19 protein-coding genes are annotated in these 24,222 nt (G+C 40.6%); 11 read left to right on the top strand and 8 right to left on the bottom strand.

Annotation, left to right across the window (positions count from 1 at the left end):
* Positions 1–23 precede the first annotated feature (23 nt).
* The 3 genes from FRX97_RS08065 to FRX97_RS08055 all read left to right on the top strand — a co-directional run bounded on the left by FRX97_RS08065 (position 24) and on the right by FRX97_RS08055 (position 4,170).
* A complete protein-coding gene (locus FRX97_RS08065; RefSeq protein WP_147014689.1) occupies positions 24–791 on the top strand; it encodes a TIGR02757 family protein in 768 nt (255 codons plus the stop codon).
* 116 nt (positions 792–907) lie between these two features.
* Positions 908–2,920 (top strand): BatA domain-containing protein, encoded by a 2,013-nt coding sequence (locus FRX97_RS08060; RefSeq protein WP_147014688.1) that lies wholly within the window; start codon positions 908–910, stop codon positions 2,918–2,920.
* Positions 2,893–4,170, top strand: a complete 1,278-nt coding sequence (locus FRX97_RS08055) for a dihydroorotase (RefSeq protein WP_147014687.1) — start codon at positions 2,893–2,895, stop codon at positions 4,168–4,170. The genes FRX97_RS08060 and FRX97_RS08055 overlap by 28 nt, the downstream gene beginning before the upstream one ends.
* On the opposite strand, the gene FRX97_RS08050 is transcribed toward FRX97_RS08055, so the two are convergent.
* On the bottom strand, positions 4,157–4,921 hold the full coding sequence (locus FRX97_RS08050; protein ID WP_147014686.1) for an MBL fold metallo-hydrolase: 765 nt from the start codon (positions 4,919–4,921) through the stop codon (positions 4,157–4,159). The two genes, FRX97_RS08055 and FRX97_RS08050, sit on opposite strands and share 14 nt — an antisense overlap.
* A gap of 97 nt (positions 4,922–5,018) precedes the next feature.
* Between FRX97_RS08050 and FRX97_RS08045 the strand changes: the two genes are divergently transcribed.
* The 8 genes from FRX97_RS08045 (at position 5,019) to FRX97_RS08010 (ending at position 18,320) form a co-directional block, all read left to right on the top strand.
* Positions 5,019–6,464: a TonB-dependent receptor gene (locus tag FRX97_RS08045; protein ID WP_147014685.1), complete on the top strand. Its 1,446-nt coding sequence runs from the start codon at positions 5,019–5,021 to the stop codon at positions 6,462–6,464.
* A 107-nt stretch (positions 6,465–6,571) separates the two neighbouring features.
* A complete protein-coding gene (locus FRX97_RS08040) occupies positions 6,572–7,588 on the top strand; it encodes a hypothetical protein (protein ID WP_147014684.1) in 1,017 nt (338 codons plus the stop codon).
* A 41-nt stretch (positions 7,589–7,629) separates the two neighbouring features.
* Positions 7,630–8,592 (top strand): hypothetical protein, encoded by a 963-nt coding sequence (locus FRX97_RS08035; RefSeq protein WP_147014683.1) that lies wholly within the window; start codon positions 7,630–7,632, stop codon positions 8,590–8,592.
* Positions 8,593–8,601: 9 nt separating this feature from the next.
* Positions 8,602–9,618: an endonuclease/exonuclease/phosphatase family protein gene (locus FRX97_RS08030; RefSeq protein ID WP_147014682.1), complete on the top strand. Its 1,017-nt coding sequence runs from the start codon at positions 8,602–8,604 to the stop codon at positions 9,616–9,618.
* Positions 9,619–9,650: 32 nt separating this feature from the next.
* Entirely contained in the window at positions 9,651–14,090 is a 4,440-nt protein-coding gene (locus FRX97_RS08025; RefSeq protein WP_147014681.1) for a hypothetical protein, read from the top strand.
* Between the two features lie 256 nt (positions 14,091–14,346).
* The gene (locus tag FRX97_RS08020) at positions 14,347–17,256 is read left to right on the top strand and encodes a hypothetical protein (RefSeq protein ID WP_147014680.1); all 2,910 of its coding nucleotides are present in this window, start codon (positions 14,347–14,349) and stop codon (positions 17,254–17,256) included.
* Positions 17,257–17,326: 70 nt separating this feature from the next.
* Positions 17,327–17,638, top strand: a complete 312-nt coding sequence (locus tag FRX97_RS08015) for a hypothetical protein (RefSeq protein WP_147014679.1) — start codon at positions 17,327–17,329, stop codon at positions 17,636–17,638.
* Between the two features lie 100 nt (positions 17,639–17,738).
* The gene (locus tag FRX97_RS08010) at positions 17,739–18,320 is read left to right on the top strand and encodes a hypothetical protein (protein WP_147014678.1); all 582 of its coding nucleotides are present in this window, start codon (positions 17,739–17,741) and stop codon (positions 18,318–18,320) included.
* 14 nt (positions 18,321–18,334) lie between these two features.
* Here the strand turns inward: FRX97_RS08010 and thiH are convergent, their stop codons facing one another.
* From thiH to thiS, 7 genes are read right to left on the bottom strand one after another with little or no spacing between them, the layout of a single operon-like run.
* Positions 18,335–19,459, bottom strand: coding sequence for a 2-iminoacetate synthase ThiH (thiH, locus tag FRX97_RS08005; protein WP_147014677.1), 1,125 nt, complete (start codon positions 19,457–19,459; stop codon positions 18,335–18,337).
* Positions 19,452–20,228 (bottom strand): thiazole synthase, encoded by a 777-nt coding sequence (locus tag FRX97_RS08000; RefSeq protein WP_147014676.1) that lies wholly within the window; start codon positions 20,226–20,228, stop codon positions 19,452–19,454. The genes thiH and FRX97_RS08000 overlap by 8 nt, the downstream gene beginning before the upstream one ends.
* Position 20,229: 1 nt before the next feature.
* Positions 20,230–20,853, bottom strand: a complete 624-nt coding sequence (locus FRX97_RS07995) for a thiamine phosphate synthase (protein ID WP_147014675.1) — start codon at positions 20,851–20,853, stop codon at positions 20,230–20,232.
* Positions 20,847–21,557 (bottom strand): bifunctional hydroxymethylpyrimidine kinase/phosphomethylpyrimidine kinase, encoded by a 711-nt coding sequence (locus FRX97_RS07990; RefSeq protein WP_147014674.1) that lies wholly within the window; start codon positions 21,555–21,557, stop codon positions 20,847–20,849. The genes FRX97_RS07995 and FRX97_RS07990 overlap by 7 nt, the downstream gene beginning before the upstream one ends.
* Positions 21,536–22,126 carry a beta/alpha barrel domain-containing protein gene (locus FRX97_RS07985; protein WP_147014673.1) on the bottom strand — a complete coding sequence of 197 codons (591 nt, stop codon included), beginning with the start codon at positions 22,124–22,126 and terminating at the stop codon, positions 21,536–21,538. The genes FRX97_RS07990 and FRX97_RS07985 overlap by 22 nt, the downstream gene beginning before the upstream one ends.
* Positions 22,126–23,997, bottom strand: coding sequence for a phosphomethylpyrimidine synthase ThiC (gene thiC, locus FRX97_RS07980; RefSeq protein ID WP_147014672.1), 1,872 nt, complete (start codon positions 23,995–23,997; stop codon positions 22,126–22,128). Before thiC ends, FRX97_RS07985 begins: the two co-directional genes overlap by 1 nt.
* An 11-nt stretch (positions 23,998–24,008) precedes the next feature.
* A complete protein-coding gene (gene thiS, locus FRX97_RS07975) occupies positions 24,009–24,209 on the bottom strand; it encodes a sulfur carrier protein ThiS (protein ID WP_147014671.1) in 201 nt (66 codons plus the stop codon).
* Positions 24,210–24,222 lie beyond the last annotated feature (13 nt).

Below are 24,222 nucleotides of genomic sequence, written 5' to 3'. Positions count from 1 at the left end.
GACTAATCTTATAATTTTGCAGCATGAAAATTGGGCAAGAATTAAAAGCTTTTCTCGACGAAAAGGCCGAGCAATACGGAAATCCAGAATTATTTATTCCCAGTGACCCAATTCAAATTCCACATCAATTTTCAGACCCCAAGGACCAGGAGGTTGTAGGATTTTTCACAGCTTTAATTGCCTGGGGACAGCGTCCCACAATCATTAAAAACGCACAAAAGTGGGTAGAAGCATTAGATGGTACGCCTTACCAGTATTTAATGCACGCAAAACCGCAAGAGTTTAATCATTTAGATCGCTTTGTGCACAGAACCATGAACGGTATTGATGCCATTTTTATAACAGAACGATTATCCAGATTAATTAAAATGCATGGTAGCATAGATAGGTTTTTAATGCAGTTTCCCGGCGGTGCAAAGGAGAAATTGGTAGGATTGCACCATTTCTTTGTCTTTGAACAAACCCTTCCAAGAACGGCAAAGCATATAGCAAACCCCAGCAAGGGATCTGCAGCTAAGCGCTTAAACATGTATTTCAGGTGGATGGTGCGAAAAAACAAATCTACAGGCGTAGATTTTGGAATTTGGAAATGCCTTGAACCGAAAGACTTAATGCTTCCGTTGGACGTTCACACCGGGAATGTATCTAGAAAATTAGGTCTACTTAACAGAAAACAAAGCGACTGGAAGGCGGTGGATGAAATTACCCACAACCTTAGAAATTTAGACAAAATGGATCCTATTAAATACGATTATGCTCTGTTTGGGCTGGGCGCTTTCGAAGGGTTTTAATAGTTTGTCTGATTTCCCCACATTGATACAACGGTAAACTATTCCATTGCTCCATTGAATAACAATTTTCGCTAAAAACTTCGCGGGCAAGTGCTTTATTTTATTTTTGCGCTTTAATGATATTCGCCAACCCCACATTTCTGTATGCATTAGGATTTCTGGCCGTACCCATCATTATTCACTTTTTCAGTTTTAGAATTCCCAAAAAGATAGTTTTTACAAACCTGGAACTCCTCAAGGAAATTAAAGAGGAGAAAAAAAGCATTCAAAGAATCAAAAATTGGTTGTTATTGATTCTAAGGTGTTTGGCTCTGGCTTGTATCATACTAGCATTTGCAGAGCCCACCCTCCCCGCGTCTCAAGATCAGGCAGGAAATCTTCCAATTGCAATATACATCGACAACAGTTTCTCTGTTTCGGAGGGAAACATTGAAGACAACAAATTGCAGCTGGCTAAGAACTTAGCTCTTGATGTTATTAGAGAATTTCCATCCACCCAAAAGTTTATCGTTAGCGATAATTGCAGCGAGTTCCCAAGAGAACTGGGCGGAACAGAAGCTTCGGATTACATAAACGGGATAAGCCCTTGTGCCAAAGTTGGAAGTTGGGATAAAATAACCGACATCCAAACTAAAAACCCACAGCTCCAATCGCTTTTTGTATTCTCAGATTTTCAGAAAAGTACCTTTTCAAGCGATGTAGATTTTACTGATAGCACCACAGTCTACCTCAATAAGTTAGGCAAAAACCCCACCCCCAACCTCAGTGTAGATTCCATTGCAATAAATACCCCTACCATTTTGGTAAATAATGAATTCGCCATGGAGGTATTTATTAGCAACCACAGTGGGGAGGCCATAGAAAATTTACCCGTTTACATTTCGTTAGATGGAAAATCTAAGGCTCCTGTTTCCATTTCCATTGAGGCTGGTGCAACCAATGCGGCTAGGTTTCAAATGATAATTCCCAAAGCCGGAATTGTTAAGGGCAAAGTTTATATCAACGATAATCCAGTTGTTTTCGATAACAATTTGTTTTTCACCCTAAACGTAGAACAAACCAAAAGGATAACATTTCTGGGCGCGGAGAAGTCTAAGCCTATTGAAGCTCTTTTTAATGAGGATCCAGAATTTATTTACCAAAGCGTAAATCCCAAACAAATAGACCTCAACATTTTCGAAGATTACGAGCAGACTATAATTATTGGGGGAATTTCTGAAATAAGTAGTGGGGTGCAAAAGGCCTTGCAACAATTTGTTTTTTCAGGAGGTGTACTCATTGTCGCCCCAAATGCAAATTCGGATTTTAATGCCTTTAAGCAACTGGTGGAGAATTTGCAATTAGGCTCCGCATCTGAAATGTCGGCGCAAGGCTTAGAGGTTAGCAAGCTAAATTTAAGAAGCTCCTTTTTGCAGTCGCTTTTCAAAGCTTCACCAGATCGAATAAAGCCCATCTCCGTTAAGAGCCATTACCGTTTTAACCCTAATTTCTCTGGAGAAGTTTTATTAAGCGCTGAAAACAATGAAGTTGTATTAAGCCAGCACCCAATTGGAGCAGGAAATATATTTGTCTTCCCATTTAATATAAGCCCAGAGAACTCCAATTTCCCAAATCATGGGCTTTTTGCCCCTCTCTTTTTAAAAGCTACCCAGTATGCGGGAGGAAACAAACCAAGCTACTATAACATAGGGAAGGACAAGGAGGTTCTAATAAACATTCCAGCGGAAATAATCGGAGACCTCACGATAGTAAATGGAGATCAAGCACTAATACCAGCTTATCAGAAAACGGGCAGAAAAGTGAAGGTGTTTTTAGATCGGCTTCCACTTATGTCGGGACATTATGAGCTAAAGGACCAAGAAAAAGTACTGGGACAATTTTCCATGAATTTAAACAGAGTGGAATCTCAATTAGCCCATTACAGCGAAGCTGAATTAAAGGAGATAACTTTCGACAACAATTGGATAAAAATCCTAGAGTTTGATGCCGCTCAAAAAAGTGTGGCTATAACGGAAAGCCTACAATTAAAAGATTACCCCCTTTGGCCTATTTTTATAGGGCTTGGAATTTTGTTTTTACTCACCGAAATGCTTTGGATAAGATGGCAGAACAGACAACTTTCGAAATAGTTGGAGCTACACTAGTAGCGACCAAACATCCACTCAATGGTAAAAAAATTGTTTTAGCCGTAGAGAGCGGAAGGATAAAGGAAATTTCAGAATACCCTAAGGCAACCAAAAATTCCAAAAGCATTAATGGCGAGGGACTTTCAATAACTCCCGGCTTTGTAGATCTACTTGGTTCCTTTTGCGATCCGGGTATGGAACACAGAGAAGATTTTCTTTCTGGAGCCGAAGCTGCATTATACGGCGGCTACACTCACGTAGGGGTAAATCCTTTTAACGAACCTGTTGCAGACAGCAAATCGGGTATTTCCTACGTAAAAGCCGCTAACCAAAGCTCAAAAATTAACCTTCTCCCTCTCGGAACTTTATCCGTTGGAGGTGCAAACACAGACATCCCAGAACTACATGACATGGCCCACACTGGAGCCTACGCATTTTTTTCTGGGAAAAAGCAGTTGAGCGAAAAGCTTCTATTAACTGCATTGGAGTACTGTCAGGGCATCGATGCGCTCCCCATGGTTTTCCCCATAGTTGATTCATTAGCTGAAGAAGGGCAAATAAATGAAAGCATTGTATCGTCGCAAACCGGATTGAAAGCAATACCAAATATTGCCGAATCAATGGCCTTAGCCAATATTTTAAAGCTAGCTAAATACAGTGGTGGAAGCGTTCATATCAGCCATATATCTTGCGAAGAATCTGTAGCGCTAATTAAAAAAGCAAAAGAAGAGGGCGTAAGGGTAACATGCGCTGTAGCCAGTCATCAATTAATTCACACCGATAAAGATTGTCTAGATTTTGACACGCGACACAAAGTACTTCCTCCCTACCGAAAAGAACAAGATCGTCAGGCTTTAATTAGTGCTTGTAAGGAGGGAATTGTTGATGCCATAATCTCAGACCACAGCCCTGTAGATATTGAAGCGAAAAAAACAGAGTTTGACCACGCAGAATTTGGAATTATTAATTTCCAAACAGCATTTAGTTCTCTTTGGGCTGCAGATGTATTACCTATAGATAAGCTGGTTGAGCTAATGGCGGAAAACCCTGCCAAAATCCTTAAGTTAAAAACCGTTGGATTTGAAATTGGAACCGAGGCCAACTTCAACTTAATTGCTACCGACAAAAAATACAATTTCCCAGTTGCTGAGGTGAAATCTAAAAGCCTTAACTCCCCTTTCCTCAACAAGGAACTAAAGGGTGAAATCCTTTACACCGCAGCAAAAGGTAAGCTATATTCTAAAATTGGATAACCTGGCCATCGTAGGCTAAAGACATGTTTTTCGGCAATAGCTTTTCCACGCTTTCCGTGGTTCCGAGTTGGTGGCTAACGTGCGTAAAATACACCTTTTTAGCCCTTGACTTTTCTGCCACTGCTATTGCCTCTTCCAAGTTATAGTGAGAATGATGCCCCTCGATACGGAGTGCATTTAAAATTAGAATATCGCAGCCATCTATTGCCTTTTCTGTCTCGGCGCTCAACGCATTAGCGTCGGTTATATATGCGAGTTCCTTTATTTTAAATCCGAGAACTGGAAGTTCTCCATGAATAACACGCAGAGGTAAAATTTCTATTCCACCAACTTTAAAGGATTTGTTCTCTTCGATTTGGTGCAAGTCGAATTGTGGCGACCCCGGATAAGGATTCTCCTGAAAGGCATAGTAAAAATCTCTTTTTATTGCTTTTTCTACTGCCGATTCGCAAAAGATTTGCATAGGCTTTCCACTCCAAAAAAAATAAGGTCGCGTATCATCCAACCCAGCAATATGATCCCTATGCTCATGAGTAAAAACAACGGCATCGAGCTTTTCTACCCCGTATTGCAACATTTGGCTTCTAAAGTCTGGTCCGGTATCTATCACGATAGAAGTATCGTCGTCCGAAATCCAAACAGAGGATCTAAGACGTTTATCTTTTAGGTTGGTGGAGGTACAAACCTCACAGTGGCACCCAATAAGAGGTACCCCAGCAGATGTTCCTGTGCCCAGAAATGTTAATTGCATGCCATATTTTTTCGACGCTTGTAAAATAAACAAAGAAAAGCGGGGCGTCGTTTTATTAAAAGGCTTTAACTTTGTTTAGCGCAACAAAACTAGTCAGATGTCTACAAATAGGGTAATCCTAACTTCGAAGCAAAAAGCGTTAAAAATAAATCTAGATCCTGACATTTACGGGACCTTTGCCGAAATCGGTGCTGGACAAGAAGTGGTAAGACATTTCTTTAGAGCAGGAGCCGCTTCGGGTACTATTGCAAAGGCCATGTCTGCGTACGACAAGGATTTCTCCGATGCAATTTACGGGGCAGAGCCTCACTCGAGATACGTTTGCGAATCGCGATTAAGAAAAATGCTTTCGCACGAATACAATCTAATTGTAGAACGATTAGATCGCAGCAAACATCCAAATAGAAAATTCTTTGCCTTCGCAGATACCGTTACAACTATCGACTACCGTAAAACGGCTAAAGGCCATGGTTGGATAGGAATGCGTTTTCAAAGACACGCCGATGAAGCGCCTTCTGATGTTATCCTGCACGTTCGCCTGCACGATAACGACAGTGGAATCCAGCAAGAAAAAATTGGAGATATCGGGGTTAACTTACTATATGGATGTTATAACTATCACGAGGATCCCAGAGAGCTGCTAAAATCACTTTACGACAACCTTTCAAGAGATCATATCGAAATTGATATGATTAACATGGAAGGTCCTGCATTTAAAAATGTAGACAACCGCTTGTTAAGTCTTCAACTGGTTAAAAACGGTATGACCGAAGCGGTTATGTTCGGTCCAGACGGTAAAAACCTTCAACCCTCCGATGCGCTTTACAAGAAAAACATTCTAGCCATTCGCGGTAGCTTTAGACCTGTTACCAACGTGAACATTGATATGATCATGAATGGTTACAGCAAATTTATTGCTGATGAAAAGGTGGATAAAGACCGTTTAATGGTGCTATTTGAAATCACCTTAAACAACCTCCGTGCTGAAGGGGAAATAGACGAAAAAGACTTCCTAGATAGAGCAGATATCCTTTGCTCTCTCGGACAAACCGTTCTGATATCCAACTACCAAGAATACTACAAGCTCATTAAATATTTCTCCAACTTCACACAGCGAAGAATGGGACTTATTATGGGAGTTACCAACATGTTAGAGCTCTTTAAAGAGCGCTACTATCGCAATCTGGCAGGTGGAATGCTAGAGGCGTTTGGTATACTCTTTATGCGAGATCTAAAAATTTACATGTATCCACAGTTGGATGAAGAAAAAGACGAAGTTCTAAACTCTTCTAATTGCCCTATACATTATCGCCATAAACCATTATACGACTACCTTGTAAGCAATAAGCGAATCGTAGATTTAGAAGATTTCGATCCAACTGTACTAAATATCTACTCGAGAAAAGTACTTGCAATGATTAAAAACGGAGAATCGGGTTGGGAAGAAATGGTACCTGGATACGTTGATAATATTATTAAGGAAAACAGACTTTTTGGTTACCAGCCAAAAGAAGAGGTGGAAGAAACCAACAAGACTCAATAAAATTTGAACTTTGAAAATGTAAGAATGTTCAATTAATGTAAAAGGCCTCTATGAGGCCTTTTTGCTTTTTATCCCTTAACTTAGTCCACAACCTTACCCCATTACCCATGAAGAAGTTAGTTTTTACCGCGGCCTTATTGGCTACTTTTGGTTGCACCAAAAATGAGCTCAATCTAGACAACATCCCAAAAGACTTGGGGCCATCTCGAAATTCTAAGTACGAATTGGCTAACGTCTCCTTTTATAACATAACGCTGGAAACCCAGGGTAACGAGGAGGTTGAAGTAATTACCGATTCGGCTAGAATAGATTTGTTGGAACTGTACAATGGAAATATCCTTTCCATCCACTCATTTTGGGATGACAATGGTTTTAGTCAGAAAATTGAAGGAGAATATAGTTATGGACCAAACGGCTGGATTAATGCTGTAAAAGAGCCTGGATCCGGAGAATTCATCCTCAATTCCACTATTAACAAAAACTTATATGTTATAACCGATCTGAAAACAGGTTATAAAGCCGAATATCCTCAAAATAGCGGGGGGAATGTACCGTACTACACCGCTGAAATCGAATCGGATTCTGTGGTGAATCAGAACACTAGAACTTGTACAGTTGAAATCTATTCAGACTCATCAACTTTCTCATATACAGGTAATTACCTATCTCAATACGAAGTTTACTACTATAGATCAGATTCCTTAACTATTGCTTTGGACAGCAATGGGAATCATAGCAACAATGTTGCAATGGGTAGCAAGCAAAAAACGGTAGAAGCTTGGAAAAACTTTATGAAGGTTCAAAACATGCAGGACAAACGGGAAAACTTAAAAAGCGCAACCCTTAAAAAAACGGTATTCCTATCCGCTGCTGAGAATCCAATTTTAAATCCGCTATACCAACTACTAGCACCGTTAAACTTCGATATTATGGAGGTGCCATTTTTGCATAGTCAAGAGCTACCCAAAATGGTAACCACAAACCAATCTAGTGGAACCCTTATTCGCCAATATCAATACGAGGTAGATTCCAATTCTAGACCTACGAAAATTAGAGAGTTAATTATCACCCCTGGAAATGAAAAAATCCCAAACCGAGACATCATTTTCAGGTATAAAAAATAATCTAGCAAGCTGCCTATATTTACGGCAAATTACATTTTACTATGCGTAATCTATTTCTGTTAGGCCTCGGTGCCTTGGCCTTATTCTCCTGCGAAAAAAAGCAAAACCCAGAGGAGTTTCCGGTAACTTTTAATGACCTCAATTACAACCTAACAGAAATTAGAAAAGTAGATTCTATTCCTGGAGGTTTCGACTCTACATATACCGAGGTAGCTATTTCAAGATCTAAGGTAGCAACTGAAGTAATTGCCGCTTTCGACGCCAATAACCAAAAGAAGTACGATCTTACTAAGTCTTTCGCATACAACGAATTTAAACGAGTATCTAATGTAAGCTACAACGGTGGTGCAACTCCCGAAAACCTAGCAGTTAGCTATGCGAATAACGGCAGGCAGGTTAGTTACAATTACCAGGGAAATACCGAAGACATCTACGATGATTCCACCATTGTTTTTACCCTAAACGACGCAGATGTTAAACGACCAAGTCGTGGAGTTGTAAGTTATTTCTGGGTTAATGGAAAAAGGAAAATCGCTTATCGCATTCAAGAGGAATTAAAATTCACATATAGCGGTAACTCTGTCGCTCAAATAGAAGTAAATCTTCTTGGAGCGGTTGATTCTATTTTCGATCAAAGCATACCAGATTCAAGGGTTAATTACGACACTACCCAAGCCATAATATTCGCAGCAGATACGGTACCCATGAAAAAAGAGGTATATCGATATGTATCTCAAAATAGAAAGAACGATATCCAATCTTACTATCCGATATTTTTCAATGGCTTTAAGCACTTCGATCTTTCGGGATCGGACTACCCGAAACAAATAATTGTTGATTACTACGAAAACGGAAGTGTAGACAGAACCCAATACATCAGTTTTGTATATCTAACCAACGTAACTACTGGTGAAATTACCCAGATAAGCGAACATAGATCTTACGTTTCAGCTGCAGTTAATTCTGGCAACTTAAAAGCAACTTTCTATTACAACAGGCCCTAGAAAATGAAAATGGTCTGGCACCTCCTTCAGCTAATATTTCTTTTTACAGCTTGTAATTCTCAAAGCAATACGAGTCAACCAAATATAGACGCTAAAGGAGAAACCATTGCCATTGCTTTTTACAACGTCGAAAATTTGTTTGATACCGTTGATGATCCGGGAGTCAATGATCAAGAATTTACACCAAATGGCCGTTTAGCCTGGTCGGAAGAAAAGTACGAGTCTAAAATTTCCGCTTTAGCTAAGACTATTTCAGAAATTGGAGATAGAAACCCAGAAGACGCACCAGCATTAATTGGTTTGGCAGAGGTGGAGAATTTAAGAGTTCTTCAAGATTTGGTTAACTCCAAGCCACTTAAACCATACAACTATCAAATTGTTCATGGAAACTCCTCCGATCCCAGAGGAATTGATGTGGCACTACTGTACCATTCCCATTATGTTGAGGCGAAAGAAATTGATTTCATCTCCATCCCATCAGGACAATGGAAAACTAGGGAAATTTTAAAGACTACTGTTAGGCTATCAAACGGGGAAGAGCTTACTATTTGGGTAAACCACTGGCCATCGAGACGAGGAGGTGTTAATGAAACAGAATATAAAAGACTTCTTGTTGCCAATACCCTGAAACAAAACTTAAATTCCGGAACACATATTATTATGGGGGACTTTAATGATACCCCATTAAACAAATCCATCAAGGAACTTTTTTCTACTGAATCTAAACCAGAAGATTTGGATGCTGGAGAATTCTTTAATCCGTTTGAAGAAATAAGTAAACAAGGAAAGGGAACCATCGTTTACAAGGGTGATTGGTATCTGTTTGATCAAATTCTCCTAAGTGAAGAGATATTCTCATCTAATCATTTTAATTACCAATTCGCGGATATTTATAGCTCCAAACACCTATTGCAGCAAAAGAATAACAAGTACAAGGGATCACCCTTTAGAACCTATGCCGGACCGAATTATATCGGCGGTCCATCGGATCATCTTCCCGTTTATGTGCTTTTAAATCTGAATTGATTTCTCTATCTTATTAGAGTAACAATTCTACCATGAAACCAAGTATTCTACCACTGCTTGGAATAGTGCTACTCTCCTCTCCTGGACATGCACAAGTATTCCTACCCTCATTCAATAACACAATAACCATTGATTTTGACAGCACCCAAACAGGTGTAAACAAGGGAGCATTCCTAGGTTATGGTCTCCATCCCGATCCGCAAATTGGATATCTAGATTCTGATGCTTGGCGTTTCACCGGATTTAGCGACGGAAACTCCTCATTTGGCGGAAATGAAAGCTCTGGCGATTATGCCCGAGGATGGTCCTCAGGAAACACCTCCACGGGTGGAATCTATGGTTTTGAAACATCCTCTGGTAATTATGCTTTAGGGATTCAGGCGAGCTCAAATGACTGTACTCCAGGAAGCATAATTCTCCGCGGCACCAATGGCTGTGGAGGAAGGATCGGTAGTTTACGCTTAAGCTTCACCATTTGGGTCCATAACAATGAAAACTACGCAAGCAGCATTACTCCTTTTTTCAAAACTGAACAGGGCGATTTTCAATATTTACCTGAACATACGGTATCGACAGGTGGTAATGAGGATAGTAGCCCTGAATGGTCTGCAGTTCAAGTCTCCTATAGCCTAGAAGGAATTTCCATTCTGCAAGATTCAATCTTTGAAATCGGTTGGTACCTAGATGACCTAAGCGGTTCGGGTTCAAGAGATGAAATAGCATTAGATAATATTTCAATTACCGCTACCGAAGCAGTCTATTTTCAGGGATTTGAAACCATAGACAATTGGAATCTGAATCAGGGTTACGATAACATTTCTTCTAATACGGGAGCCACTGACAGCCCTGCCAGCCAGCGCGTGTTAAAAGGTGCCAATTCTTGGCAATCTAGTAACAGTAATGACACCTTATGCCTCTCCCCTATTTACATTGGAAATATTACAAATTCGGCTTTGTTTCTTAGAATTAGCGCAAGCTCTAAAAGTGGTGGAAACGGATTGGATAGCGACGACTATCTCAAAATCATTCTCAAATATCCCAGTTTAAACGATTCATCCATTATGCAAATCCAAGGTTTAAACAATGCAAAATGGAGTTTTTATACCGACAGTAATTTTCAAGCTCAATCCCACGATAGTTTGATAACAGGATTATATACCCCAGCAGCCGGTGGGAACAGAGATGCATTTGGGGATGGTTTCGGGTTGGTAAAAATAAGTATTGAACCAAATACCGACTCGCTGGAACTTATGGTAATCAGTCAATCCAATCATGTAGATGAAAACTGGAATATCGATAACATCGCCCTAGTAGGAAGAAGATGTACTCCCCAAAATGAAGATTTCATCCCCGTTAAGCTTTGGAGCAATTGCGGGAATAAGATAAAAATTAAACCTCCTATTCCCGATGGAGAATGGTGCCTATTGTTGAGGGAATCATTACCTGTGGATCGTATCCTTCAATGTAGTAACAATTTTGAATTTAATACTAGCTTTTCATCGGGGGAAGAAATACAGCCCAATACTGGAATTTACCCCATGTATTGTGGTTCGGACAGTATGATTACGCTGAGTAATTTAAATCCCAACAGCACCTATTTCGCCAGATTCTTTTCTAAAGTAAATGGGGTGTATTCAAAAAATTATCTGGACACCCATTTTATAAGCTGCAGTTCCCGTGGACTAGGAATTAACGAAGATTTTAAACACGGTTTCGACACGGTACCTCCAGGTTGGGAGTTTGTTGGGATAAGCAATGACGGATCTTCATCGTATAGCCCCGGATCCCTAAAATTGGACCACAGCCTAGATAGCATAATAAGCCCCGAACTTTGCAACGTAGCAAGCAACATAAGATTTTGGGTGCGCGGACAAGGGGTAACAAGTGGATCTGCACTCTTTATTTTGGGAAAGAGAAAAAACCAGAGTTGGATAATTATCGATAGCCTCACCCCACTTCCTGGAGCTAATGATGAAAACTGGATAAACATTGGTCTAAATCCCGCCGACAGTCTGATACAATTTGCCTGGTATTACATAAAACAATCTGGGAATGTAGACATTGACGACATCACCATTTCTATCTCTGAAGGCAGTGGTAAAACATACACTTGGACCAATGCAACCGGAAATTTAGATTACCATGATGCCCTTAACTACCAGCCTCACCGAGAGTTTATTAGTACGGAAGATAGCATTATCATTTCCTCGAACACATCATGGCTAAATCCCAGCTCGGTTACCCTAAATAATTTACGGCTTGTAAACGCTAGTACGCTAGAAATTTATCAGGCTAACGAAGACGGTATTATACATTTGGCCGAAGGAGAAAACAGTTTAGAAATCTGTGACAATTGTAGCTTAAAACTAAAGGGGAACTACCCAACAACTCTTGTTTTAAATGGGGGCTCACAAAATATATTTGGCCACATCTTTTTCGAAAACAGTCAGGCACATCAATTATTAATGCAGAAAGATAGCCTCCGATTCCATCCTGGTTCGAGTTTTATTTACTTAGCCCTCTCTTCAACGCAAGGTAAAAAACACCCCTTTGGGGAAAGCGCTTCTTACAATGGTTCGGTGATTTTCGATTCCCTCTCCTCCTATCACAGTCTTGGCCCTTCCTCCCCTAACCCTTTTGGCCCATCCACCGAGATAAACGCCGTAAAATTCAAGGCTGGATCCAATTTTCATTTCAATCAAAGCTCGGGAAGTCCCTCTATTAGCGGTAGGAATTACTCCAATTTTTATTACGAAAAATCCGGTCCTACAAGTATTGTTAGTGGTACTTCGCAATGCAAAATGGATAGCTTAATCGTTAACGCTGGTTCATTAAAAATTGTGGCTCCACTTAACCTTAAAATAGGTGGAAGTATAAACTGTATTGCTGGGGATAGCTTTGTTTTTGACCCGCCGAGCTCCCGGAGACTCATTTTGGAATCAAAAAACGGAAAAATAAGAGGAGATGCAGCCTTTAGACTTGGGCCAAAAGCTTCCGTTGTATTTGGAGAGCAGGCTACCTACCTTTTAGGGAATATTAGTTTTAATGACAGTTTGATTTTAAAGCCAAATTCGAGTTTATCCATACCCGAATCAGACAGCTTGGTTCTATGGGGAATTTGCCAGTTCGATAGTTCCTCGCAAGTAATGCTCCCAAATAACAGCTCCTGGATACAATTGACCTCGTCTGTTAATATTGGTACCGCCAATTTTCAAATCACCCGTACCATACCCTTAGAATTCGCAAACCAATATTGCTACTGGAGTTCTCCGGTTCAAATCAATGACAGCTGCATGGTTGGTCCTTCAGGAAATTTAAAGGGTAGCAGGATTTATGAGTACACCCCAGGATCTTCAACAAGTGAAGGTTACTTACCAATTATTAATAATTCCCAAATGATTCCTGGAAAAGGATACGCCGTTTACGGAGCCCAAGGTTTTACCGCGAAGGGCATGATTAATAACGATACCATTAAAGTTTCTTTTCCAGTTGAAAATGGAATATCTGGTTACTCCTTAATCGGTAATCCCTATCCCTCGGCAATTAATGCCCGGAAATTCCTAAACGACATAAATAACCAACCCGTATTGGATGGCACCCTTTATTTATGGAGTTACAATGGCGAAGAAAATTATGAAAGCAGTAAACAATATATTGCTGTAAACCAGGTGGGGACCAGCAATTACACCAGAACCCAAATCGATGCACATACCCACATAAGTTCATTTCAGGGATTTATGGTAGAGAGCAATAGTAATTTACCTACGGGAACTTACAACATTCAATTTACCAATTCCATGCGGAGTGGTAATAACAGCAATTTTAAAAGTGCTCATAAAAATAACACCTACCTAAACTGGATTTTTCTAGCTAACGAGATAGGAGATACAACATCTTGTTTGTTGGCCCAAAATAAAAACTTCGATTTTAGCTATGAGAGAGGTTATGATGCCAAGGCCTTTGAAAACAGCTTTTCTGTGGCTTTCATAAATCATGGTCTTAAACAAAGTATCCTCGCAGTGCCCTTTGCCAAACATTTAACCCGCATCCCGATATCAATTTCTACACCCATTACCGGTACCTATTCCATTGGAAATTATTTCGATTTCAAAATCCCAGAAGAGCATGTAAAGGTATATCTGGTGGATGAATATTTGGAAACTAGCACAACCCTTAATCAGGTTAATGCTACCACCTTTTTTATGGAAGCTGGTACAGCGAACGACAGATTTAGTCTAGTCTTTCTTGAATTTCCCAAAAGCCCCACAACCAATATCGCCACACTTTCTGAACAATGGCTAATGAAAAATGAAGAACAGGTTATCGAAGCCACTATTTTCAACCTCATGGGGCACTTTCGGCGGATACCCAAGCCACAATTAATCCATTACTATAAGGAATCCTGGAAAAACTACCCTTGGATTCATCTAAAAATGAAAAATGGCCAGGAGGCTATAATGCGGGCAAACTAAATTATAATCCAGCTAACACATCAATTTAGTTCAATTATTAAATGACCGCTATTTATTAATTGAAGTGTAAGTCAAAATAGGAATCCAATTTTAAAACCATTCCAAAAAGGACAAAGTGATTACTTATTGGACACTCTAACCAAAAAACCAGACCAACGGACATATATAAGGATTCAAAAGTCGAAAAAGGAATACAGTAAAACCTGTTGCTTTAGCACTCTTCTATTCAGATATTAATCCAACCATTATATCTGACATGAACCAATCCTTCAACCTTTACCTTGCCATTCTTGGATGGATTATCATAGGTCCATCCGTTTTCGGACAAAAAAGTATCACTACTGTTGGAGCCACTCACACCGAAGATTTTAATGGCTTACCCAGCAGTGGTTCTGGAGATTTCTCTGGATTAGCAGAAGGCTGGTTAATTTATAACAACAGCTCTGAAGAAAGCAGTAATATCAGCTCTGATGGATCTAGCACCACTACAAGCTATCATAGCTATGGATCAACGGGTGACGGCGACCGGTCTTTAGGCTGTATTGACGATCAATTTTCGAATTATGTATTTGGCTGGTTATTTGAGAATAACACCGGCAAAACCCTTTACAAAATATACGTAAGCTACCAGGGAGAACAATGGAGAGTTGGCGCTACCAATGGATCGCAAAAAATAGACTTTTCCTATGCCATTGGAAACAATATCACCGATTTAACTAGCCCCTCATTCAGCGATATTAATGTTTTAGACTTTGTGTCCTCTGTAGGATGCGGTACGCTCTCTTGTAACCCGAGAGCTCTTGACGGGAATGCAAATGCTACTACCGAAACCTACCTTATCCAACTACCCGATGGGCTTGCAGATGGCGAACAAATTATCTTTAAATGGCAATACCCTAACCCTAATAATAACGCTACTTCGCACGGCTTAGCTATAGATGATATCCATATCACCTTTTTTGACGAGGCTTTTTACCTAAATACAGGAGAAACAGATATAACGGATGAAGAAAGCTGGACACCATTTTCAGACGGCACCCCCATTAGCGAAACTCCAACCAATAACAATTTCGGAGAGTTTGTTGGCGACAACCAGCATTTTATAATCGACCGTGATGTTACCCTAGGCTCAAGTACATGGAGCGATCTATTTATTGAGGGTGACAATTCATACTTCATCATTGATAGCGGTGTCACTTTTACTGTACAAGACGACAACATAAATTATTCCTTTGAGCTTATTGTAAAGGAAAATGCTACATGGGAAGTGTATGTTTTAGATGAAGATAATTTTGGTCCAGACACCTATGACCCAGCAGATTTCCCAGGAGTAAGGTTCGATTCGCTTTACACGGGATCGACCATAATTTACAAGCCTACATTTTCCTACAATTTTGATGTACCCATTGCAAACTACTACAACGTAACTTTTGATACAGGAGATGACTTTTTTGAGGAAGACCACGAGTTCACCTTTGCTGGATCCTATAAAGTTAGAGGTAGCTTAACCTATAACCTAGCATACGACAACACCATTTTTGATAGTGGCAACACTCCTTCTATCCTTTTTACTGGCGGTGATACCACCACCCTGAATGTCCCCAACCACACTGGCGCGGGTATTTTTCCAGGCATTACAATTGACGCTGGAAACACTTTTACACTGGGCAACATCCAAGCTCAAACGGGTTATAGTCAATTTGTTCATTCCAATAACTTCACCAATAACGGAACAGTTTATATAGCCTCTAATAAGGCCCTAAATATGGTTGGAAACCTATCCAATACCGGAATCTTTAATGTCGCCGACGATGGAGCCATTGTACAAGCTACCGGAAGTACACTTAGTAATTCTGGCACCTTTAATATCACCAGAAACAAACCCGATGGTCAGGCTAGTGGACTTTACAATTTTTGGTCTACTCCGGTGGTTTCGGAGCAAATGTCTGACATAGGGGCAAGCAGGCAATACGAATTAAATGCCCCTGGAACTTCCACCTCAGATTGGTCATGGGTAAGCGGAAGCGAATATTTAACTGTTGGAAAGGGGTATGCCTTAACTGGAGTAAATACGCATACCTTTTCGGGAGAAATAAACAATGGAACCATAACCATTGCCACTGAAACCAATGGAACCACAGGCAATTACAACGCACTAGGAAACCCCTATCCTAGTGCCATTAATGCAGCAGATTTTCTAACGGAAAATAGTGCTGTTCTCGATGGATTTATCAACCTATTTAATCACAATCCCAATTACTCTTACACCGAGGAAAACCAACAGATAACCATAAATAATGCAGGAGCTACCGTTGCCGGATCCACGGATAATTCTCAAACCTTAGCTAACACCTACATCGCATCGGGACAGGGATTTTATGTATGCCTTACAGGGACTACGTCGCAAACGGTAAGTTTTAAAAACAGTATGCGAGGTGGAGTTAATAGTGAGTTTAAAAGCGGTAGGGCAAACCCCATTTTAGCTAAATTCCATTTACAAATTATCGACCAAGATAAGCGCTATACCACCCTATTTGCCATAGCCGAAAACTGCACACCATTGTACGATTGGGGCTGGGATGCTCTAGGCTCAGATGCAGGGAGTTTCCACATTCAAACTTTAAACTACGAAGGGCATGTGCTGGGCATACAAACAGTAGGAATGGTAAATCCAAAAGTAAAAATCCCCCTTTCCATTGCTACCCCCCATACTGGTAATTACCAAATACACATAGAAAAATCGCAGTTCGACAAAATGGGTGGATTAGAGCCTTACCTACTGGATACTGAAACAGGTGAAAGCTGGAACCTCTGGAGAGAAGACGCCTCCATATTTTTTGAGGATAGCCATAAGTCTAAAAACAGATTCTTCTTAACCTTCAGAAGGTACACCTCGCCCACCACTGAAATTGTGTCAACTAACCAAATTGAAAACTCTATTAAAACGTGGTTCCATAACGGAACATTGCATTTCGAATTATCTGAGAATTCACAACCCGAAAGCGTCCGCTTGTACTCGGTTGACGGAAAAGAAATCCTGACAAAACAAATAAGCACAACCAAATTCGCCATACCTGTACATAACTTATCGGCCGAAATTATTTTGAGCAGTATTCAATTTAAGAACGGAAACCAACAAAATACCACCCATTACCTGAACAAATAAAAAACCACACCTAGGAACCTGCTTTACCACCATGCTAAAACCTACTTTACGTTGGAGCCTATCCTCTGCAATGCTTCTATGCATTTTTCTTAATCCAAAATTATATGCTCAAGATGCCTACATAGAGGATCCGGTTATTCTTGAAGCCCCAGCCCAAATGCTTGAGGAGTCAAATAGCCCATTACAAAATTTTGAAAATCAACATAGAATCTACGATTTGGACGAATCCATATTCAATGAAAAGAAAAAGAGAAATTCCACTCCTGCCCCTCGCAAGAACGGAGGTAATCCTCCGGTACCCATTAGCGACCATTTAGAAATATTAGTGGTGGGAGCTGTGGTTTTAATTGCCGTGTTTTACAAAAAGCTATTCGGACAATAAATTACAATAGCTTTCCCCTTTAAGCTGTTCAAAAGTTCTAAAGCCGCCATAGTGAATAAGGTTTTAATTTCTTTTCTTGCATTCACTTAAACCTTGCCGTATGCGTTTATTTTTAACTCTAGTTTTTGCCCTTTTTTGTTCTATTTCCTTTAGTCAATCTAAAGGCCAACTTTTATTAGGTGGTGGATTGTTTTACGATGGATCGACCCAAGAAGACTCTGTTATATCAAACCAAACCCGATTGTTATCTATAAGCCCATTGTTTGGACTTATGGTATCCGACAGAATTGCAACGGGAGTTTTATTGGATTACCGAGTGGACGTAGAAAAGGTTAAAAACCTAAGGAACAACGCTGAAAATAAAGACAGTCAGAAAACCATGTTCATTGGGGCTTTTGGTAGGTTACACGGAAACTTTACCGACAGAGTACTGTACATTGCTCAGCTAGACCTTGGAAAAGTATTTTACCTAAATGGATTTACTCCACATCCTATTGAATACGACGCCAACCTAAAAGTTGGATTGATGTACTTTATTGCCAAGCGAGCATCTCTTGGCCTGAATATTGCCACCTTAAATTATAGTTCCACTAAAATTAAGGACTCCAAGATTAAGGAAAGCAACCTGAGAATTGATTACAACGTATTAAACCCAAGGTTTGAGGTTATCTTTTACCTCTAACCCCTTTTCCTAAATTACACTGAAAACTGCTGGTACGACTGGTCCCAATCTTTCCAAACGGGCTCGTAACCAGCATTTTTTATTATTTCTACTATCTGTGCAGGTGAGCGCTCATCTGATATTTCAAATTGCTCTAAAGATTGAGGCTCCACAGCATAACCCCCAGGATTGGTTTTAGACCCCGCTGACATAGTGGTTATCCCCATTTTAATAACGTTATCCCTAAACTTTTGAGTTTCCCTAGTCGAAAGCGATAATTCCACATCAGGATTAAAAATTCGGTACGCACAAATGAGCTGAACCAATTCGGCATCATTCATCTCTACTTTAGGTTCCAATCCACCTGAAAATGGACGCAACCTCGGGAAGGACAAGGTGTACTTACTTTTCCAATAAGTTCTTTGCAAATAATCGAGGTGCAATGCCACAAAAAATGAATCAATTCTCCAGTCTTCTAGACCGATTAGCGCCCCAAGTCCCATTTTGTATATTCCTGCTCTCCCAAGTCTGTCTGGAGTATCCAGGCGGTACCAAAAATTAGATTTCTTCCCTTTGGGATGGTGCTTTTTATAGTCGGCTTGATGATAGGTTTCTTGATAAACCAAAACCGTGTGAAGCCCTACTTCAATCAGTCTCTCATAATCCAGTTGATCCAATGGCTGAACCTCCATGGAAACATTATCAAAATGCGGTCGGATTTGCTTTATTGCTCGCTCCAAATAATCCACACCTACTGTTTTATTTGCCTCTCCGGTAACCAATAACACGTGTCGAAAACCTAGATCCTTTATGGCCTTGATTTCCTTCTCTATTTCAATTGGGTTTAGGGTTTTCCTGCGAATGGGATTATCCAAAGAAAACCCACAATAGGTACAGATATTTTGGCACTCATTCGATAGATAAAATGGGGCAAAAAGCTGAATCGTTTTTCCAAAGCGTTTTAAGGTAATTTCTCGACTTAACTGTGCCATTTGCTCCAAATAAGGGGCTGCGGCGGGAGAAACTAAAGCTAAAAAGCCATCTAAATCTGCCTTGCCTGAGGCCAAAACCGCTTCCACATCCGCGGCAGATTTGCTGTAAACCTGGTTCCGAATTTCTTCCCAACTGTATTTTTCGAATAAAGCTCTGAAACTAGACATCTAAAAACGAGGTTAAAGGTGATGAGGCACTTGCTTTTTTAGAGAGCTGTTTGGGCCCTAATTTAGCTTTGTAAGCTAATTCGCCTGATGCAACTGCCAACTTAAAGGCTTCTCCCATTTGGGCGGGATTTCCTGCAACTGCTATGGCGGTATTTACCAAGACTGCATCGGCACCAAGCTCCAGAGCTAAGGCAGCATCAGATGGCGCACCAATCCCAGCATCGACAATTACAGGAACTTTAGCTTGATCTATAATTATCTCGATAAATTCCTTGGTTTTTATTCCCAAATTGGTTCCAATTGGAGCTCCAAGAGGCATAACTGCGGTAGTTCCCACCTCCTCCAGCCTTTTACATAAAACTGGATCGGCATGGATGTATGGGAGTATTTTAAATCCTTTTTTAGCCAATACCTCTGTTGCTTTTAAAGTCTCTATAGGATCGGGTAGCAAATATTTTGGATCGGGATGAATCTCCAATTTCAACCAATCGGTTTCTAAGGCCTCTCGGGCCAATTCCGCTGCAAAAACAGCTTCATCGGCTGTTCTAACGCCAGAAGTATTTGGCAGTAAACGGACTCCGGTTGATCTGAGTGCGGCAAGCAGCTCATCCTGCTCCTTCCTTTTAGCATCAACACGCTTTAAAGCCACCGTCACCATTTCCGTTCCAGATGCTTTAATAGCAGCAACCATGTTTTCGTTTGAAGAAAACTTACCAGTTCCCAATAATAATCGGGAGCCCATTTCTATTCCTCCTATTGAAAAGCTCATATTATAATTTCGTTTTAATCTCTGTTATCACTTTTTCAGGGGCATCCGCATGGTTAATTAATGACGCCAATGCAACCCCATGAACTCCAGCATCCCTTAGTGGATGTATATCCTCAATGGTTATACCTCCAATAGCTATTACAGGAATTTGCGGATTGACCTCTCCCAAAAATTTCATTAAGCTTCGGTATCCATCCAACCCCAGAACCGGACTCAATTTTTCTTTGGTTTTGGTAAATCTATAAGGCCCTAGCCCAACATAATCTACGCCCTCAGCTATTCTTCTTTTTACGTCCTCGTATGTATTGCAGGTTCCTCCAATAATGGCTTTTGCACCAAGCAATTTTCTTGCTTCGGATACCGATATATCACTTAATCCCAAATGCACTCCATCTGCACCAACGGCCTTGGCAACGGCGGGATGATCGTTAATAATAAGCTTTGCACCAAACCGACTGCATAAGGCCCTTGCTTGCTGGGCTTGATTCAAAATAAAATCCTCCGGTTCGTTCTTAACTCGTAACTGCACCCAATCTACCCCAGACGCTAATGCACGCTCTATCATTTCGGCATGACTATAGCCATTTAGTGCTTGCGATATGTAATGCAGCCTAGATACTAACATGGAATGGTTTGGTATAGGTTATACATTTCTTGGCTGGATTCCGAAATGCTATTCACCAAATCATTTCCCAAGATCAGGTGGGCCGTAATGAGCGCACTGTACTTACAGCCAGAACCATGAATATCTTTTCCTGGCACCATATTTTTGGTGAATTCCAATACTTCTTTTTTACTTAAAAGTGCATCGGTGATATGAGTATCAGTAACCATAAAACCGGTTACTAATGTGTTGGTAAGCTCCGACAATTCCATTCCCAAAACTCCCTTAAGGGTGTTATACTCCCTCCGGTTAGGTGTTATCAAGTCTATTTTACCCAGAATATCGATTAAGACCTCTTTATTAATATCTCCAACAAATGAGGCTCCTTTTGATGCTTTAATCACCGGATCCCATACAATTGGGATACCGGGCTGCTTTTCTTTAATGCTATCCAAACAAGTTTTTAGACAATTAAGATTCGGAAAGGCTCCAATTTTAACTCCATCAAAGCGAAAGTCCTCCAATAGGTGGTTTAGCTGGTTTAAAATTTGCTTTTCAGGCAGCTGTTCTACCCAATAACACTTGGTGAAATTTTGGGAGGTGTTGCAAGTAACACAAGACTTTACATCAATGGATTTTCCTGCAAAAATTGCCACATCACTTAACAAGCCTGCCCCTCCAGAGGGGTCGAATCCTGCTATAACTAATGCCGATTTTGCTCCCATTTTTGCTTTATTTTCTTAAACAAAGTGATCCTATCGCTAGGATTTGTTGCTTTCCAAATGCTTCCTTTCAGTGCGATTCCACTCCATACCGCTCCAAGATTCTGAACCGTAGTCGCATCAATACCACCAAGTGCAATCAAATTTTTATTATCAAAGCGTTTACCCTCAAAATCGCCTTTCACCGTTTCATTAAGTCCATATCCTACCTTGGATATACTTGGGAAAACTGGCGCCACCAAAAAGTAACTTTCTCCCCTCCTTTCAGGAGTATTCAATTCTTGAACCGAATGAATTGAAGCACTTTGTATTCTATCAACAAACCGATCTCCAGCATAATCTCCTTTATAATGAACACCCACACCCGGGGGGATATCATAACAAAAAGAACCTAGATGGACACTAATCTTTTTGTGGTACTCTGGTTTTACTCCTTTCAGGAACAATTTAAAACGCTCTGAGTTGAAGGCAGACCGGCGATAATGAAACCGGTCTAAGCCCCCCTCAAAAAGTTGATTTACGGTAGTCATTTCGTCATCAACCTCGGTTTCATTCGAAATGACGATTACCATTATTGTTCCAGGTAAATATTTGCTCCTTTTTCTCTAAACTCTTTCGACTTCTCTTCCATCCCTTTTCTTAGGGCTTCGCTCTCATCTACATTTTCCGTAGCTGCAAACTCGCGAACATCTTGGGTAATTTTCATAGAACAGAAATTCGGTCCACACATGCTACAGAAGTGCGCCACTTTTGCACCTTCAGCAGGAAGCGTTTCATCGTGAAACTCTCTTGCCGTATCAGGATCTAGAGCCAGGTTAAACTGGTCTTCCCATCTAAACTCGAATCTCGCCTTACTTAGTGCATTATCTCGGTACTGTGCTCCTGGATGCCCTTTAGCCAAATCAGCTGCATGGGCCGCAATTTTGTAGGTAATAACCCCATCCTTTACATCCTTTTTATTAGGAAGTCCAAGGTGTTCTTTTGGTGTAACATAGCAAAGCATAGCACATCCGAACCAACCTATCATTGCCGCACCAATTCCCGAGGTAATGTGATCGTAACCTGGAGCGATATCGGTAGTAAGCGGCCCTAATGTGTAGAACGGAGCCTCATCACATTCCTTAAGCTGCTTATCCATGTTTTCCTTAATCATATGCATTGGCACGTGACCAGGCCCTTCTATCATGGTTTGCACATCGTGTTTCCAAGCTATTTTTGTTAGCTCACCTAGTGTTTCTAGTTCAGCAAATTGCGCGGCATCGTTCGCATCTGCAATACTTCCGGGACGTAAACCATCCCCAAGAGAAAAGGCTACATCGTAAGCCTTCATTATTTCGCAAATTTCCTCAAAGTGCGTATACAGGAAGTTTTCTTTGTGATGCGCTAAACACCATTTTGCCATAATGGAACCTCCTCTAGATACGATACCTGTAACTCTTTTTGCCGTTAAAGGGATATACTTTAACCTCACCCCAGCGTGGATAGTAAAGTAATCCACACCCTGCTCAGCCTGCTCTATCAGCGTATCTCTGAATATTTCCCAGGTTAGGTCTTCTGCCTTACCATTAACCTTTTCTAAAGCCTGATAAATAGGCACAGTACCTATTGGAACGGGTGAGTTTCTGAGGATCCACTCTCTGGTTTCGTGTATATTTTTCCCGGTGGAAAGATCCATTATAGTATCTGCTCCCCAGCGACATGCCCATACTGCTTTTTCTACCTCTTCCTCTATGGAGGATGTTACAGCAGAGTTACCAATGTTAGCGTTTATCTTCACCAAAAAGTTTCTACCAATAATCATTGGTTCCGTTTCTGGGTGATTAATATTACATGGAATGATAGCTCTTCCCTCGGCCACCTCTTTTCTTACGAATTCTGGTGTGATATGAGATTTCTGAATGTTTGCACCAAAAGATTCGCCTGGATGCTGCTTAGCCCATTCATTCTGTAAATCAATTTTTTGATTCTCTCTAATGGCTATGTACTCCATTTCGGGGGTAATAATCCCTTGTTTGGCGTAGTGCATCTGGCTAACGTTTTTACCAGCTTTTGCCTTTATTGGCTTACTTAGATATTCGAAACGTAGGTGGTCTAAACTTGAATCTGCCAATCTCTCCTTTCCATAAGAAGAAGTGATACCCTCTAACTCTTCGGTATCGTTTCTATCTTTAATCCACTGCGCTCTTAATTTAGGAAGCCCTTTTCTTACATCGATTTCTATATTAGGATCGGTGTACGGGCCGCTCGTATCATAAACCGTAACGGGAGCATTTTTCTCAACGCCAGCCGAAGGGTTAAATTTCAAGCGGGTATCGTTAAGGGTAATTTCCCTCATCGCTACTTTAATATCGTGAATTTCACCGGGCACATATACCTTTTTAGAGGCAGGAAAAGGAACCCTGGTAATTTTTTCTGAATTTGGAATTTGTTCGGTTTTAGCCATTTCTTAAACGTTTATCCGCCCTGAGCGGCAGTGATTACTAGAATTTTATCTTGGTCTTTTAACTCGGTTTTAGACCAATTGGTTTTTGGAATTACCTTATTATTTATCGCAACTGCAACCCCATTGGGGGCGATGGATTGTAAAGCAAGAAAATCGGAAACTTTGGTAGCTGAATTTAAATCAACGGCCTCCCCATTATAATATACCTGCATACTTGTAATAATG

The organism is Luteibaculum oceani (assembly GCF_007995015.1).
Taxonomy (GTDB): Bacteria; Bacteroidota; Bacteroidia; order Flavobacteriales_D; family Luteibaculaceae; genus Luteibaculum; species Luteibaculum oceani.
Note: the sequence above shows the minus strand (reverse complement) of the source record. Positions and strands in the feature narration are given on the sequence as shown.

What these genes read in the sequence shown, in the direction of transcription:
- FRX97_RS08065 (WP_147014689.1), top strand. Translation starts at nt 24, where the DNA reads ATGAAAATTGGGCAAGAATTAAAAGCTTTTCTCGACGAAAAGGCCGAG.
- FRX97_RS08060 (WP_147014688.1), top strand. Translation starts at nt 908, where the DNA reads ATGATATTCGCCAACCCCACATTTCTGTATGCATTAGGATTTCTGGCC.
- FRX97_RS08055 (WP_147014687.1), top strand. Translation starts at nt 2,893, where the DNA reads ATGGCAGAACAGACAACTTTCGAAATAGTTGGAGCTACACTAGTAGCG.
- FRX97_RS08050 (WP_147014686.1), bottom strand. Translation starts at nt 4,921, where the DNA reads ATGCAATTAACATTTCTGGGCACAGGAACATCTGCTGGGGTACCTCTT.
- FRX97_RS08045 (WP_147014685.1), top strand. Translation starts at nt 5,019, where the DNA reads ATGTCTACAAATAGGGTAATCCTAACTTCGAAGCAAAAAGCGTTAAAA.
- FRX97_RS08040 (WP_147014684.1), top strand. Translation starts at nt 6,572, where the DNA reads ATGAAGAAGTTAGTTTTTACCGCGGCCTTATTGGCTACTTTTGGTTGC.
- FRX97_RS08035 (WP_147014683.1), top strand. Translation starts at nt 7,630, where the DNA reads ATGCGTAATCTATTTCTGTTAGGCCTCGGTGCCTTGGCCTTATTCTCC.
- FRX97_RS08030 (WP_147014682.1), top strand. Translation starts at nt 8,602, where the DNA reads ATGGTCTGGCACCTCCTTCAGCTAATATTTCTTTTTACAGCTTGTAAT.
- FRX97_RS08025 (WP_147014681.1), top strand. Translation starts at nt 9,651, where the DNA reads ATGAAACCAAGTATTCTACCACTGCTTGGAATAGTGCTACTCTCCTCT.
- FRX97_RS08020 (WP_147014680.1), top strand. Translation starts at nt 14,347, where the DNA reads ATGAACCAATCCTTCAACCTTTACCTTGCCATTCTTGGATGGATTATC.
- FRX97_RS08015 (WP_147014679.1), top strand. Translation starts at nt 17,327, where the DNA reads ATGCTTCTATGCATTTTTCTTAATCCAAAATTATATGCTCAAGATGCC.
- FRX97_RS08010 (WP_147014678.1), top strand. Translation starts at nt 17,739, where the DNA reads ATGCGTTTATTTTTAACTCTAGTTTTTGCCCTTTTTTGTTCTATTTCC.
- thiH (WP_147014677.1), bottom strand. Translation starts at nt 19,459, where the DNA reads ATGTCTAGTTTCAGAGCTTTATTCGAAAAATACAGTTGGGAAGAAATT.
- FRX97_RS08000 (WP_147014676.1), bottom strand. Translation starts at nt 20,228, where the DNA reads ATGAGCTTTTCAATAGGAGGAATAGAAATGGGCTCCCGATTATTATTG.
- FRX97_RS07995 (WP_147014675.1), bottom strand. Translation starts at nt 20,853, where the DNA reads ATGTTAGTATCTAGGCTGCATTACATATCGCAAGCACTAAATGGCTAT.
- FRX97_RS07990 (WP_147014674.1), bottom strand. Translation starts at nt 21,557, where the DNA reads ATGGGAGCAAAATCGGCATTAGTTATAGCAGGATTCGACCCCTCTGGA.
- FRX97_RS07985 (WP_147014673.1), bottom strand. Translation starts at nt 22,126, where the DNA reads ATGGTAATCGTCATTTCGAATGAAACCGAGGTTGATGACGAAATGACT.
- thiC (WP_147014672.1), bottom strand. Translation starts at nt 23,997, where the DNA reads ATGGCTAAAACCGAACAAATTCCAAATTCAGAAAAAATTACCAGGGTT.
- thiS (WP_147014671.1), bottom strand. Translation starts at nt 24,209, where the DNA reads ATGCAGGTATATTATAATGGGGAGGCCGTTGATTTAAATTCAGCTACC.